13 protein-coding genes are annotated in these 13,694 nt (G+C 68.9%); 8 read left to right on the top strand and 5 right to left on the bottom strand.

The window, feature by feature from the left end:
• Window positions 1-50 precede the first annotated feature (50 nt).
• The 4 genes from NLI01S_RS11265 to NLI01S_RS11250 all read left to right on the top strand — a co-directional run bounded on the left by NLI01S_RS11265 (window position 51) and on the right by NLI01S_RS11250 (window position 4,495).
• The gene (locus NLI01S_RS11265; protein WP_067603412.1) at window positions 51-467 is read left to right on the top strand and encodes a prevent-host-death protein; all 417 of its coding nucleotides are present in this window, start codon (window positions 51-53) and stop codon (window positions 465-467) included.
• 188 nt (window positions 468-655) lie between these two features.
• Window positions 656-889, top strand: coding sequence for a hypothetical protein (locus tag NLI01S_RS26325; RefSeq protein WP_223809195.1), 234 nt, complete (start codon window positions 656-658; stop codon window positions 887-889).
• Between the two features lie 321 nt (window positions 890-1,210).
• Window positions 1,211-3,040, top strand: coding sequence for an SPFH domain-containing protein (locus NLI01S_RS11255; RefSeq protein ID WP_067603409.1), 1,830 nt, complete (start codon window positions 1,211-1,213; stop codon window positions 3,038-3,040).
• Window positions 3,041-4,495, top strand: a complete 1,455-nt coding sequence (locus NLI01S_RS11250; protein ID WP_067603407.1) for an SPFH domain-containing protein — start codon at window positions 3,041-3,043, stop codon at window positions 4,493-4,495.
• Window positions 4,496-4,599: 104 nt separating this feature from the next.
• Here the strand turns inward: NLI01S_RS11250 and NLI01S_RS11245 are convergent, their stop codons facing one another.
• The 3 genes from NLI01S_RS11245 to NLI01S_RS11235 all read right to left on the bottom strand — a co-directional run bounded on the left by NLI01S_RS11245 (window position 4,600) and on the right by NLI01S_RS11235 (window position 6,300).
• On the bottom strand, window positions 4,600-4,788 hold the full coding sequence (locus NLI01S_RS11245) for a hypothetical protein (RefSeq protein ID WP_067603490.1): 189 nt from the start codon (window positions 4,786-4,788) through the stop codon (window positions 4,600-4,602).
• Window positions 4,789-4,994: 206 nt separating this feature from the next.
• The gene (locus NLI01S_RS11240; RefSeq protein ID WP_067603405.1) at window positions 4,995-5,651 is read right to left on the bottom strand and encodes a hypothetical protein; all 657 of its coding nucleotides are present in this window, start codon (window positions 5,649-5,651) and stop codon (window positions 4,995-4,997) included.
• 73 nt (window positions 5,652-5,724) lie between these two features.
• Window positions 5,725-6,300 (bottom strand): DoxX family protein, encoded by a 576-nt coding sequence (locus NLI01S_RS11235; protein WP_067603401.1) that lies wholly within the window; start codon window positions 6,298-6,300, stop codon window positions 5,725-5,727.
• Window positions 6,301-6,500: 200 nt separating this feature from the next.
• Between NLI01S_RS11235 and NLI01S_RS11230 the strand changes: the two genes are divergently transcribed.
• From NLI01S_RS11230 to NLI01S_RS11215, 4 genes are all read left to right on the top strand, one after another.
• Window positions 6,501-7,199, top strand: a complete 699-nt coding sequence (locus NLI01S_RS11230) for a ribonuclease HII (protein WP_067603484.1) — start codon at window positions 6,501-6,503, stop codon at window positions 7,197-7,199.
• Between the two features lie 136 nt (window positions 7,200-7,335).
• The gene (locus NLI01S_RS11225; protein ID WP_067603397.1) at window positions 7,336-9,792 is read left to right on the top strand and encodes an AAA family ATPase; all 2,457 of its coding nucleotides are present in this window, start codon (window positions 7,336-7,338) and stop codon (window positions 9,790-9,792) included.
• Window positions 9,793-9,828: 36 nt separating this feature from the next.
• Window positions 9,829-10,554, top strand: coding sequence for a nucleotidyltransferase family protein (locus tag NLI01S_RS11220; RefSeq protein WP_067603393.1), 726 nt, complete (start codon window positions 9,829-9,831; stop codon window positions 10,552-10,554).
• A 64-nt stretch (window positions 10,555-10,618) separates the two neighbouring features.
• Complete coding sequence (locus tag NLI01S_RS11215) at window positions 10,619-11,416, top strand: tyrosine-protein phosphatase (protein WP_067603391.1); 798 nt, start codon at window positions 10,619-10,621, stop codon at window positions 11,414-11,416.
• A 21-nt stretch (window positions 11,417-11,437) separates the two neighbouring features.
• On the opposite strand, the gene NLI01S_RS11210 is transcribed toward NLI01S_RS11215, so the two are convergent.
• Window positions 11,438-12,991, bottom strand: coding sequence for a hypothetical protein (locus NLI01S_RS11210; protein ID WP_067603390.1), 1,554 nt, complete (start codon window positions 12,989-12,991; stop codon window positions 11,438-11,440).
• Between the two features lie 105 nt (window positions 12,992-13,096).
• Window positions 13,097-13,375 (bottom strand): hypothetical protein, encoded by a 279-nt coding sequence (locus tag NLI01S_RS11205; RefSeq protein ID WP_067603387.1) that lies wholly within the window; start codon window positions 13,373-13,375, stop codon window positions 13,097-13,099.
• Window positions 13,376-13,694: the final 319 nt, after the last annotated feature.

Genomic DNA, 13,694 nt, shown 5'->3' with positions numbered 1-13,694 from the left:
CTCGGAGTACGTATGATGAGAGAGTCAAGCGATTCCGATGGGGGTGCCACATGGGCGCGGTTCACTTCGACAGCTACTCCGAGGCCAGGGGACACTTGAAGGATCTGTTGGACGCGGCGGAGCGCGGTCGAGTCGCCACCGTTCGTAGACATTCGGCCAGAACGGCGGTGGTCGATGTGGAACGTCTGCGCGGGTACTTGTCCGCTGTGGCTCCTTGGCAGGTTCAGGTCGTGGCCGAAGCAGACGGCTTCTCCCTCTTCGTCCCCGGTGTCCCGGTCGCCGCGGACGCGGCGACCTTCGATGAGGCCGTCATGGAGATGGTCGACTCCCTGCGTGAGTACGCCGAAGACTGGCAGGACCGGTTGGCGGACAGCCCCAACCACGAGAACAACTGGGGGCTCGTGCAGTTGATCGGCCTCAGCGACGATGAGCAGTTGCGATCCTGGATCGTGGGGGAACGCGGATGATCCATCATCCTCACCCCACGAGGGATGACCACGAGCGTTTCTGCCATGTCGAAGGGTGGAGCCGGGTTCGTGATTCCCGTGGAAGAACCGGCACCCATCACGTCACGTACGAACTCGGCCTCCCCGATGGCCGGATATTGAGGACCCGGGCCTCCCGTCCTGTGGACAGGACCGGCTATGGAAGAAGTATGTGGTCCCACATCCTTCGAGACCAGCTCGAAGTGGATGAGCACACGTTCTGGGAATGCGTCCGCGACAGGGTTCCGCCGGATCGTGGAGGGCCCCGGGCTCGTCCGGACGCTCTGCCCGCTGATCTCGTCCACCTCCTGGTCACCAAGGCAGGGGTGGACGAGTCCGAGATCGTCGGGATGACCAAGGAGGAAGCCGTCGCCCTGATGCAGCGGTACTGGACAGGTCAGTAGTGACGTGGGTCGGGCGGGATCGGTCCGGGCCCGTGGTCGTCGCGGCGGATCCTCGGCCTTCCTTCGTCGAGTGGTCCGTTACTCTCCGACGTCAGCCTTCGTCCGGAGGTGGCCGTTCGGCGGCACGCCCGTAATGACCAGGTGGAGGGCTCATCACGCTCTGGCCACGGGCACTGTGTTTCGGCTGTGGCTCGTGGCACCCTTGTGTTCTGTCCACTATCCCTTCCCAGCGCGCGAAACCCGCTCCCAACTGGAACCAAGGCGGCGTACGCCGCGTCGAAGGCGTTAGTTCCCTCAAGTTCCAGAATGGAGTACTTGCCTATGTCGTTCGCGCAGACGGTGCGCGGTGCGGCCGGTGCGGTGGCCCAAGGGGCGGATCCGCGTCAGGCCGTCTCCGACGCGGCCCAACAAGCGATGGGCCAGGGGTCAGGTCAGGGCGACCGGGGTTCCGGGCAGGGTTCGGAGGACGGGCTCGACCCCCGTGACTTCGTGGCCGCGCGCGAGCAGGGCGCTTCCGTCGACACCCGCATCGAGCAGAAGACCACCTCGCTGAACACGGCGGGCGAGGCCCTCAACCGCAGCTACTACGAGCGGGGCCGCAGCGGTCCCGTCCACGTCATCTGCCCCATGGTGATCCCTCGCGGACGCACCTTCGTCACGATGCTGCCCGCCATCATCCTGGTGATCCTCGGTGTGGCCGGCGCGGTCGTGTTCGTGGTGCCCGGCGCGGTGATGAGCGACGCCAACCCGCTCCTGCACCCGTTCTTCGGCATCCACTACTGGCTGGTCACCATCGCGATCAGCGCGTTCATGTGGTGGCGTCAGGGCATGGTGATGGTGCCCGAGGGGTGCCAGGCCATCGTCACCCGCTTCGGGAAGATGGAGAACCTCTTCCAGCCGGGTCGGGTCACCCTGCTCAACCCGTGGAAGCGCGTCTCCTACATCGTCAACACCCGGCGTGAGTACCCGTTCAACGCGCCCATCCGCTCCGCACCCACTAAGAGCGGCGTCCAGGCGTCCGTCGACCTGTTCGTGCAGTTCAAGATCGAGAACGCGGTCGACTTCGTCTACACCCTGGGCGGGGTTCCGGGTTTCCAGGAGAAGCTCAACAACGCCATCTCCGAGACCACTCGAAGCCTCATCTACGAGCAGGAGGCCTCGGCGATCTACGACATGGTCGGCGAGAGCACCCAGGCACTCCTCGACTCCCTGAACCGTCAGTTCAGCGGCATCGTCGTTCTCACCAGCGCCAACATCACCCACGCCGAGCCCTCCAACCAGGAGTACCGGATGGACCTGGCGGCACCGGAGATGGTGCGGGTGGCCAAGGACGCCTACACCTTCGAGTACGAGCTGCAACTGCGCAAGGAACAGAACGAGGGCGACCTGAACAAGGAGCTCGCCACCCTCAACGAGACGCTGTCGGCGATCCAGGCCGACATCGCCCAGTACCAGGCGCAGATGGACACCGCCCTGGAGCGCGAGACCAACAGGGCCCGTTCCCTGGCCCACCAGCGCTTCGTGGAGGCCGAGTCCGAGGCCAACGCCAACGCCGCCCTCCTACAGGCCCAGGCCTTGGACATCCGCGCGGTGTCGGCGTCCGAGGCTCCGGAGATCCTCAACTATCGTTTCCGGGAGAACCTGCTGGACAAGCTGGAGTCGGTCGCCGACAGCCTGCCCCAGGTCCTGCGCATCGGTTCCGGGGACGCCGCGAGCGTCGACTACCTGCGCATCGCCCAGGAGATCATCGGTCAGGCCGACACGGCCCTGTTCTCCGCCGAGGACATGGCGCAGATCCGCGAGCGTCTGGGTGAGATCCGCGGGCGTATCGCCCAGCGTGAGCAGGAGATCAACGAGATCGTCGAGGACGAGTCCGATGATCGTCGGGGACACGGCGCCGAGGACCCGGGTGAGGACCTGGTCGAGGAGATCCGTCAGTCGGTGAGCGAGGACGCGATCGGTGATCGTCTGTCCGAGACGAACACCGAGGAGGCCGCGCCCGAGACCGCGGAGCCCCAGACCCCGGTCGACGCTCCGCCGCCCTCCGGTACGCCCTACCGCCAGCCCCCGCCGCCCCAGCAGACGCGGCATCCGCAGGACCCGCCGTTGCCCCCGTGGTCGCAGGGCGGTCAGAACCCGGGAGGTCAGTAGATGAGTGAGTCCTTCAACCCCGGTGGCGGCTCCAACATCAAGGAGTCCCTCGCCTCGTGGAGCGACCTCGCCGGCCTGCTGCGCGGTGGCGACCAGGGCGCGATCGTCCCGGTCGTCATCCCCCGCGACAACCGCGGTCTGCGCTGGATGATCCTGGTGTGGTTCGGTCTGTTCGCGCTGCTGTCGGCGCTGGTCATGACCATCCACGCGGTGTCGGGTGGTATCGGCGGTACCGTCTACGGCGCGCTGGCCGTGCCCACCCTCCTGGTCGGTGTGCTCAGCATCGCGGCCGCGATCCTGTGGTGGTGGCGCGGTTCGATCGTCGAGATCGAGGAGGGCACCACCGGCATCCTCACCAAGTACGGCGCCTTCGCGAAGAACATCGGCCCGGGCCGCCACTACCTGTGGCACCCGTGGGCGCGGGTGGACTTCGTGGTGGACACCCGGACCGAGATTCCCTACACGGCTCCGGTCCTGGCCTGCCCCACCAGGGAGAACGTGCCGCTGAAGTCGATCGAGTTCTTCCTGAAGTTCCGCATCGACGAGCCGTACGCGTTCGTCACCACCATCGGCGCGAGCAACTTCGACCTGGTGCTGTCCAGCGCGGTGCAGGACGCCATCCGTCAGCGCAGCCGGCTGGTCAACACCGAGTCCGCCTACGACCTGCGCGGTTCCAACGTGGAGGACATGCGTCGTCTGCTCAACGAGCAGCTGCGCAAGTACGGCGTGGTCATCACCGGTTGCAACATCCCGGACGTGCAGCTGCCCAGTCAGTACCAGCAGCACCTGGCCACCCGGGAGCGGGTCGCCAAGGAGCTGGTCGCCTACGAGCAGGAGTGGGAGCTCACGCGCAAGCGTCGGATCGACACCCTGCTCATGGACATCGAGCGGTCCAAGAAGACCCGTGACGCCAAGATCGTCGAGGTCAACGCCTCCCTCAACAAGGCGCGCAAGGACGTGGCGCAGATGTTGGAGGAGCAGGAGACCGAGGCCCAGCGGGTGCGGTACGAGATCGAGACGCGTGGTCGTGCGGATCTGGTGGCGGCCGAGAACGAGGCCAAGGCGCAGGAGCGTCTGGCCACCGCCTACCGGGACAACCGGGCGGTCCTGGAGTACGAGCTGGCCCGTCGTCGCCTGGACGTGGGCGCGGTCCTGGCCGAGCGGGCTCCGCGCCCGGTCGTGGTGCAGACCGAGGCCGGATCGGGGGATTCCTCGACGCTGTCGACGCTGCTCACCGCCCAGCTGTTGCCGCAGATGATGGGTGACGGTCAGGGCCGGCGGCCGGCGGTCTCGGGCGGTGCCCAGGACGCGTTGGACTCGGCTCAGGGCGCGGTGGCCGCGGCGGCCGCCCGCCAGCAGCAGATGTCCGAGGAATACCAGCGCCAGCAGGACACCGCGATGCGTCAGCAGTTCGAGAGCGGTGAGGGGTACGGCAAGCAGGGGCGTCGCCGCTGATCGGTCCCCGTCGAAGAGGTGAGGGCCCCGCGGTCGTGGTCGAGTGCCACGTCCGTGGGGTCCTTCACCGTTAGGGTGTCGCCCCGCCCGAGGACGGTTCCGGCTCAGGACGCGGGGGACAGGGCCGCGTAGCCGGCGATGTCGATTCCGTGTCGGGCGGCGATCTCCACCAGGTCTTCGATCTCACCGGCCTGTGACGTCGCCAGGTCGTCGTCCCCGATGGCGTGGGCGCGTCGCAACGCGGTGATGGAGTCGTGGAGCCGTAGGTGCAGGGTGAGGACGAACTCGCGCATGGACATCTCCTCGGGTGAGCGTGGCGAGGGAGGACCGAAGGGGGTCCTCCAGGGGGCACCACCATCCCTACAGGCCTTGGGTGAGAGTCCGGTTGGACGCGGGCAGGAACCGGCAAAGAGGAGGGTAAGAGAACGGCCCCGGGGGTGAACCCCGAGGCCGTCACGGCGATGATCGTGGTCAGTGGTCAGTGGTCAGTGGTCAGTGGTCAGTGGTCGACCCACACGTACCAGTCATCGGAAACACGCTCGTAGATCCGGGAGCCCTGACCGGGGACGAACACCCCGACGGGGAGCTCTTCTGTGCTGTGGGCCAGGCCGGCGGGCTGGAAGAGCCCGGCGCCCTCGATGGCGTAGTGGGTGACGTCGCCGTCCTGGGACACGCTGCGCAGTGGGTACAGGCCGGTCCACTCGCCGTTGCGGGAGACCGCGGTGGCCACCCCGGTGTCCTCGCGCAGCTCCAGGAGCTGGTCGGTCGAGGCGCTCACCCGGGTCTGCAACGGGACGTCGGCCACGGCCAGGCCGATGGCCACGAACGCGATCAGTGGGGCGCTCACCCAACGCAACCAATAACGACGGATCATCGGCCGGGCGACGGCGAGCGCGATGCCGAGTCGCAGCGCGCCCATACCGGCCAGTAGCAGACCACCGACGAGGCCGACGATGAACGTGGGCAGGTGTCCGGCGGGCACACTGTCCTCGAAGAGCAGGACGAGCCCGACCAGGGCACAGGCCGGGATGTAGAGACGACCGGGCGGCCGGGAGGCCCAACCGATCAGGCGTTGCCCCAGCGTCTGTTGCTCCGCGATCTCGATCAGCTTGGCCACGGACCCGTCAGGGTTCGGACCGGAGGCTGAGGCGGACATGGCGTTCCCCCCACCGAATCCTGGTCATGGCGACGCGGCGGGCGTAACGGCACGGGGGCGTGAACGGGCCGCGTCACATTCGATACGGCCGACGTAGCTCGGCCTGCTCCACAGGATAGAGCAGTGGAGGTGCGTGTTCGGGGCGTCGGTGAGAAATCGCGGGAGCTTTCCCACACGCCGTCGAGGTCGTACGTCCTTCGCCCCGCCGGAGCGCGGGCGTTCCGAGACCCAGGACCAGGTGGTCCCAGGACCAACGTCCTCCGGACATGGCCATGAGCACGCATACCGCCGTGACCAGCGCGGTCATACCCCAGGAGTCGAAGGGGGACAGGTGCTCCGTGCCCGCGCCGAGGGTACCGACGACGGCCGCGAGGGCGAGCGTGGGGCCGGTCAGCCATGTGAGCAGACCCACTGCGAAGGAGACCGAGAACGCCACGAGCAGGGCGGGCAAGAGTGGGACGAAAAAGGCGAGTGGGGTGAGTCCGGAGTCGGAGAGGCGTTCGGCGACCAGGTGTTCCCGACCGCGCAGCGACAATCCGAACTCGGCGAAGAACCAGCCCACGCCCACGCGGGTCGCCGCGGCGGCGACGTCGTAGAGACGTCCGCGGGCCCGAAGCGGGGGAGAGGGGCGGGGACTGCCCTGTTGCATGTCCATTCCTTCCGGGCGACCGGCGGTGACGACAAGCGGAAACTACCCAAGGTGACCACCAATGACCGACTGTCATGGCCGGTGGGTCGCGCAAAACCCGCCGGAAAACCCGGACGACCCCCCGACGGAGGGGCTCGGGCCCCTTCCGGAGGCGTGGAAAACGGACCGGGAGGTGGGCCGGTCGATCTAGGGTGGAACGCGTGCCGACGACTTCCCCAAAGCCCAGCCCCCCGCCCGCCCCCACCCTGGACGTGGAGAACGAACTCCACGCCGCGGGTGCCCGTGTGGTGGCCGGAATGGACGAGGTGGGACGTGGGGCCTGGGCCGGACCACTCCTGGTGTGCGCCGCCGTCCCCGGAGAGGGCGAGCCGCCCGCCGGACTCACCGACTCCAAGCGACTCACCCCCAAGCGCCGCCGGGAACTGGCCGCCGAGATCGAACCCTGGGTCGCCGACCACGCCTTCGGTTGGTCCTCCCCCGCCGAGATCGACCAGGTCGGAATGACCGCGGCCCTGCATCGGGCGGGCCGTCGGGCCCTGGACGCACTCGACCCCCGACCCGACGCCGTCCTCCTCGACGGCAGACACGACTTCATCGGTCGGCCCTGGCGGGTGCGAACCCAGGTCAAGGGCGACCTGACCTGCGTGAGCGTGGCCGCCGCCGCCATCCTCGCCAAGGTCCACCGGGACGCGCTCATGGCCGAACTGGCCGCGGACCACCCCGGTTACGGGTTCGAGAAGGCCGCCGGTTACCCCTCGCCCGTCCACCGCGCCACCCTCGCCGAAGCCGGGCCCACCCCCCAGCACCGGATGAGCTGGTCCTACCTGGACGCCCTGCCCCGCTGGCGTCACCTGCGGGTGATCCGACCGGTGTCGGACGGCGCCCTGCCTCTGTTCTGAACCTCGACCGACCGGCCCACGACACGCGGTCCCGCACTGGACATCCGACCCCCGATGGGGCAAGGCTGTTCTTTGCCCACACCCTCCGGCCCACCCCCGGGCCGTCCAGGCGACCCCCACGCAGGAAGGGGCACGGATGACGCGCGAGACGAGCCCCGCCGCGACGCGGGCGGCGCCACCCTCGGGGTTGGACCGCCTACGCGCGGCCTACCACCGTGTACCGCCGGGCCGCCGTCTGGTGGCGGCACTGGTCCTGGTCACGGTGGCGGTGGTCGTCGCCTTCGTGCTGGGCGCGCCGGTGTTCCCGGTCCTGGCCGGCACGGTCTTGGCCCTCATCGCCTTCAGCGCGTTGATGAGGTCGCTCGACGCGTTCCTCACCGTGCTGGTGGGAGTGGTGTGGCTGGCCATCGCCGTGCCCCTGTTCCAGATCCCCTTGCCGGCCAGACCCGTCGTCCTCTTCGTCCTACCACTGCCCCTGCTGGTGACCCTGGTCGCGGGCCGCGCCCGCGAGTTCCCCGTCTGGCACACCTGTCTGCTGTCGATGACCGCGGGACTCATCATCGGGTTCTCCGTGGCCCTGTTCGGCATGGTCGTCGAACCCTTCCCCGGTGAGGCCGGGATCGCCGCGCTCTACGTCGCGGCGGGTGCCTGCCTGCTGTGGCGACTGCTGGCCTCCAACCAGGTCATCAAGGAGAGCCGCGAGAACGACCGCAAACGCGCCGAGGACGGAACCCGGTCCGGGAAGGCCACCGGATCCGGTGGAACGAACACCCGGGGGCCGTCGCTGCGCGGCCGTGCGGCCGACAGCCCCGGAGGCCGTGCGGCCAAGGGCGACACCGGGGAGGACGACGAACCCGTGCCGGTCGACCAGGCGCTGGCCGAACTCGAGGACATGATCGGTCTGGACCCCGTCAAACAGCAGGTGCGGGGTCTGGCCGCCTCCATCGAGGCCGCCCGCCTGCGCGCCGACGCCGGACTGAACGTCGAACGTCCTCTGCGCCACCTGGTCTTCTCAGGGCCACCCGGCACCGGCAAGACCAGTGTCGCCCGCACCCTCGCCACGATCTTCCACTCCTTCGGACTGTTGCCCACCTCCCGCGTGGTGGAGGCCCAACGCGCCGACCTGGTCGGTGAGTACCTCGGCGCGACCGCGATCAAGACCAACGAGCTCATCGATGGCGCCATGGGCGGCGTTCTCTTCATCGACGAGGCGTATTCGCTGGTCAACGAGGGAGACGGCCAGTCCGACCGGTTCGGCAACGAGGCGGTCCAAACGCTCCTCAAACGTGCTGAGGACGACCGGGACGGTCTGGTCATCGTGCTCGCCGGCTATGACAAGGAGATGGACGCGTTCTTGGCCTCCAACCCGGGTCTGGCCTCGCGTTTCGCCACGCGCATCACCTTCCCCGGCTACAGCGCCGACGAGCTGTTCCGCATCTCCGAGCGCCTGGTCACCGCACGTGGGGACTCCCTGGACACCGAGGCATCCCGCACCCTGCGTCGCCGCTACGACCAGACCGTCCAACGCCAGGCCGTGGACGAGCTCGGCAACGGCCGCTTCGCCCGCTCCATGGTGGAGAAGAGCTGCCAGGCACGGGACGTGCGGGTGGTCACCGCCGGGGTGGGCGGCGACGAACCGGCGCCCCGGCCCAGCGCCGACGACCTGGTCACCGTGCGCTCGGTCGATGTCGAGGCCGCCTACACCGAACTGACCTCGCGCCTGCCCGGCTTCGGTGAGGCGCCCGGGTTGGAGGAGGCCATGGCCGAACTCGACGACATGATCGGTCTGGAACCGGTCAAGGAACAGGTGCGTTCCCTGGTCGCCCAGCTCCGTGTGGCCCGACTGCGTGAGGAACAGGGACTGCCGCACCAGCCGCCACTGCGTCACCTGGTCTTCACCGGCCCCCCCGGTACGGGCAAGACCACCGTGGCGCGCGTCCTGGGTCGGGTCTTCGCCGCGCTCGGGATGCTCGGGCGGGCCGAGGTCGTGGAGGCCCAACGCGCCGACCTGGTGGGGGAACACCTGGGCGCCACGGCGGTCAAGACCAACCGGCTCATCGATCGGGCCCTGGGCGGCGTGCTTTTCGTCGACGAGGCCTATTCGCTGGTCAACCCCGGCTACAGCGGCGGCGACGCGTTCGGTGCCAAGGCCATCCAGACCCTGCTCAAGCGCGCCGAGGACGACCGCGATCGGCTCGTGGTGGTGTTGGCGGGCTACACCGCCGAGATGGATCGCTTCCTGGCATCCAACGCCGGGTTGGCCTCCCGCTTCAACGTGCGGGTGCGGTTCCCCTCCTACTCAGCTGACGAGCTCTCCGAGATCGCCGACACCGTTGCGGCGGGTACCGGCGACGTCTTCGACGACGTCGCCCGGGAGGATCTGCACAGCATCTTCACGCATGTGTGCGAGGCCGGGTGGATCGACGAACTGGGCAACGGTCGTTTCGCCCGTTCCCTCTACGAGGGCGCCTGTTCCCATCGTGACCTGCGGGTGTCCCGGGAACTGGGGGAGTCGGCCACCGCCACCGAGCTGACCGTGATCACCAGCGACGACGTACGCCGGGCCTACTCCGACGCCACCCAACAGAGCTAGCGGCCCGTAGACCCGGCGGCTGCTACTGTCCGGTATATGACCGCCTCACCCTCATCCAGCGAAACCCCCGTCACGCAGGCACTGATCCTTGCCGGCGGACAGGCCACCCGGTTGCGGCCCTACACCGACACCCGCCCCAAGGCGATGGTGGAGGTGGCCGGACGGCCCATCATCGACTACCAACTCGAATGGTTGTCCTCGCACGGCGTCGAGCAGGTCGTGGTGTCCTGCGGCTACAAGGCCGAGGTCCTGCGCGAGCACCTGGAAGCACGTACCGAGGGCCCCGAGATCACCCTCCTGGTGGAGGACGAACCGCTCGGCCGCGGTGGTGCCCTGCGCTACGCCGCCGGCGGGTTGCGCGACCCGGAGGCCCCCTACTTCGCCCTCAACGGCGATGTCCTCACCTGGTTCCCACTGGACGAACTGACCCGCCGGCACCGGGCCAAGGGCGGCCTCGCCACACTGGCGCTGTCGCAGTTCCGCACCACCTGGGGCATCGTCGACGTCGACGAGGAGGATCGTGTCGAGGGGTTCACCCAGAGCCCGCTGTTGCCGGTCTGGATCAACGCGGGCGTCTACCTGTTCGAGCCCGGCATCACCCCGCTGCTGCCGACCAAGGGCGACCACGAGTCCTCGACCTTCCCCGAACTGGCGGCGGCCGGCAGGCTCACGGCCTACCGCATCGAAGGGTTCTGGCGCGGTGTGGACACCGCCAAGGACGTCAAGGAGGCCGGGGTCGAGATCGAGGCCCTGCGCGCCTGAACCCTGCGCGAGCGGCAGGAATCCATCCGGCCGTCGGACCCCGTGCCGCGAGGGCATCGGGGAGGTGGGTATCGTCTCGATCGTGACGAACGACGGTTTCCTCCTCCCCAGTGCCCCCAACTTCCGTGACCTCGGCGGCCACCGCACGAAGGAAGGTCGCACCGTGCGTTCCGGGCTGCTCTACCGCTCGGACGCGCTGCACACCCTCACCGAGCAGGAGCGGACCACCTACGACGGTTTCGGCATCCGCCAGCTCATCGACCTGCGCAGTTCCCACGAACGCGACCGGCTCCCCGACCTGATCCCGGACGGCGCCGAGTACGCGGCGATCGGCGTGCAGAGGACCGACTCGGCCGGCGCCAACTTCATCGACCTGTTCGCCGATCCCGAGCAGGCCCGCGTCGCGTTCGGCGGCGGTGCGGCCGAGCGCTACATGTACGACGTCTACCGCGGACTGGTCACCGACACCGAGGCCCTGGACGGCTACCGCGACCTGGTCGAACGCGCCGCCAAGGGACCGACCGCTCTGGTCTTCCACTGCAGCGCCGGCAAGGACCGCACCGGTTGGGGCGCGGCACTGCTGCTCACCCTCTTGGGGGTGGAGCGGGAGGTCGTGACGACGGACTACGTCGCCAGCAACGATCGTCAGGCCGCCACCGACCACTGGATGCGACTGCTGTCCCAGGAGAGCGGTCTGCCGTGGGAGGACATCGAGCCGATGACCCGGGTCAAGCCCGGCTACCTGGACAGCGCGTTCGACATCGTCGACCAGGAGTACGGGTCCTTCGACGGCTACGTCGAGCGGGGACTCAAGCTCACCGGCGCCACCATCGACGGCCTCAAGGGTCGGATGCTCGCTTGATCGACGCGCGCCGCGCCTCGGTCACAGGGCGTCGAGGCGGCGGCGCAGGTCGTTCTCGCCGGTGGCGCCGAACAGCGCCTCGGTCAGATGGGTGAGCACGGTGGGGCGGTCCAGGCCGCGATCCAGCATCCGTCGGGCCGCCGCCCACAGGTTGGCGGGGCGTCCGTCCCACAGGCGCTTGGCCAGGCGCTCGTGGCGGTCCAGCTCCTTCTCGCGCTCGGGGTCGGTGCCCCGTACGGGTCGGTACCAGTGGTCCTGTCCGGTGGAGTGGTGGCGGCCGCTGTGCGGGGCCTCCTCGTACTCGGCGAAGTGGTCCAGACGAAGCAGGGCGCGACGGCCACGTGAGGTCGACGGGTCGAACTCGTCGGGGGCGTCGGTGATCAGTTCGCTGGCCAACAGGGGGAACGCGAACATCCGGCGGGCCAGGGACCCGAAGTCGCCGTCGGGCAACAACCGGCGCACCGCCTCCTGCCGTAGCCCGAGGGGGCGGGCGGGATCGCGGTAGGTGCGGGCGAACTCCGCGGTGGTCTCCCACACGGTGTCCAAGGTGGCCCCGACCGCGACTTCGGGCAGGTCGTTCTGTGCCCCGGCCCAGCGCACCCACGCGGCGAGCACGTGCGGCATCGCCTCCTGTTCCTCGGACAGCAGCACCACCCGACCGGGCAGCCAGTGCAGCAGGAACGACTCGACCTTGCGCGGGCTGACTCGCAGCGGGCGCCCGGAGTCGACGTCGCAGCCGTAGGTGATGATGTGGTCCGCGCACCGGCTGGCGGCGTAGGAGTCGGACAGCTCGGCGGCCTGGTCCGAGGCGAGGAAGCGGGCCGCCAGGACCGCGCGGCGGTCGCGCCGCCACATCGGCTGGTGCGCCCTGCCCTCGGGCAGCCGCTTGATACGGGAGGCGGCCAAGGCGAAGTGGGCGGCCAGCGAACCACCGGTGAGGTCGGACCGTGAGACCCCGACGGGGTTGTCGACCTCCCCGGTCACCACGCTCTCGGTGCGTTCCAGCGCGCGGAGCAGGAGCGCCCGCGCCTGGGGCAGGGGCGTTTCCTCGAATCGGGCGAAGTCGTCGGTGCGCGCGCGTTCACGGCACTGCGCCAGGAGCCGGTCCACCTTGGTGGTCACCCACGCGTCGCGCAGCAGGCCGCCGCTGTTGTGGTCCAGCACGAGGATGAGGGCGTGCTCGGGTTCGCCGGAGTCACGGGCGTACACGCACACCACGTCGTCGGTGTCGCCGAAGCGGTCGCCGTTGACGTAGGCGGCGACGGGGGTGACCTCGCCCAGCTGGGAGGCCCAGGCCGGTGCGTGCAGACCCCGCTCGCGCAGCGCGATCATGCCCTGTTCCGCGAGGTCGCGTTGGGAGGCCGAGGTGCCCAGCGCGGTGATCGCGGCGAGCACCCCCAGACCCGCGGGTTTCCCGGAGGCCGTGGCGTGGGTGATGAGGCCCTCGCCGAGCAGCCGTTCCACGTCCACCCCGGGGACTCGTTGTCCCCACCAGGAGCCCAGCAGCTCGCTGAAGGACAGCTCGGCGTCCAGCGGGTGGCGCATGGCGAGCAGCGCTCTGGCCGCGCGCAGCATTTCCTCGAACGCTGCGACGGGAACGTCGGGTCCTGTGGGTGGGGGCGTAGCGGAGGGCACGCTCCGAGCGTATGCCGGCCGGCGGCCGGAGGTGCCCTCGTCGGATCACCGCGGTTCGGGGATCGCGCGGCGACCGGTGAACAGTGCGGTTCCCGTACGCGGGGCGGTATGTGGGGAGGGCGGCACGGACTTCACCATCGCCGCGAGGTGCTCGCGGGCGACCCTCTCGACGAGATGCGGTGTGACCGTGATGCCCAGGTGTTCGGCACAGTTCCAGGTGTCGCTGACGCAACGTTCCACGCATCGGTGGGACAGCGCGCTGAACTCGTCATGAAGCCTTGCCGAGATCCGACTGAGATCCTGGACCGGGAAGGTCTGGAGCATTCTTGCTCACACCCCTAGCTGAAGATGGTCTGGACGGTGACCTCCACCTATTCCACTTGTTCTGAAGCAACTGTCAACCTCTCGCGCGGCACGCTGTTGATAAAACCTGGGGGAGGTACCGTTTACCCGAGCGGTGTCACCCCCATGGGCCATCACCACGAAATGGGCGTTTTGGACATATAACAGTCCTGTTCCAGAGAGTTCGCCGCCAGTCGGCCATCGTCTGGAATTATGGGAGAACACGCCGCTGAAACCCCCGGTCGACTGTGTGCACGGCGTCCGGTGGCCTACTATTTACCTTCCGTGCGCAACCGTGCCC

The organism is Nocardiopsis listeri NBRC 13360 (genome assembly GCF_001570765.1).
GTDB classification, from domain to species: domain Bacteria; phylum Actinomycetota; class Actinomycetes; order Streptosporangiales; family Streptosporangiaceae; genus Nocardiopsis; species Nocardiopsis listeri.
Note: the sequence above shows the minus strand (reverse complement) of the source record. Positions and strands in the feature narration are given on the sequence as shown.

Coding starts and splice junctions, on each gene's coding strand:
- NLI01S_RS11265 (WP_067603412.1), top strand. CDS start 51: ATGGGCGCGGTTCACTTCGACAGCTACTCCGAGGCCAGGGGACACTTG.
- NLI01S_RS26325 (WP_223809195.1), top strand. CDS start 656: ATGTGGTCCCACATCCTTCGAGACCAGCTCGAAGTGGATGAGCACACG.
- NLI01S_RS11255 (WP_067603409.1), top strand. CDS start 1,211: ATGTCGTTCGCGCAGACGGTGCGCGGTGCGGCCGGTGCGGTGGCCCAA.
- NLI01S_RS11250 (WP_067603407.1), top strand. CDS start 3,041: ATGAGTGAGTCCTTCAACCCCGGTGGCGGCTCCAACATCAAGGAGTCC.
- NLI01S_RS11245 (WP_067603490.1), bottom strand. CDS start 4,788: ATGCGCGAGTTCGTCCTCACCCTGCACCTACGGCTCCACGACTCCATC.
- NLI01S_RS11240 (WP_067603405.1), bottom strand. CDS start 5,651: ATGTCCGCCTCAGCCTCCGGTCCGAACCCTGACGGGTCCGTGGCCAAG.
- NLI01S_RS11235 (WP_067603401.1), bottom strand. CDS start 6,300: ATGCAACAGGGCAGTCCCCGCCCCTCTCCCCCGCTTCGGGCCCGCGGA.
- NLI01S_RS11225 (WP_067603397.1), top strand. CDS start 7,336: ATGACGCGCGAGACGAGCCCCGCCGCGACGCGGGCGGCGCCACCCTCG.
- NLI01S_RS11220 (WP_067603393.1), top strand. CDS start 9,829: ATGACCGCCTCACCCTCATCCAGCGAAACCCCCGTCACGCAGGCACTG.
- NLI01S_RS11210 (WP_067603390.1), bottom strand. CDS start 12,991: ATGCTGCGCGCGGCCAGAGCGCTGCTCGCCATGCGCCACCCGCTGGAC.
- NLI01S_RS11205 (WP_067603387.1), bottom strand. CDS start 13,375: ATGCTCCAGACCTTCCCGGTCCAGGATCTCAGTCGGATCTCGGCAAGG.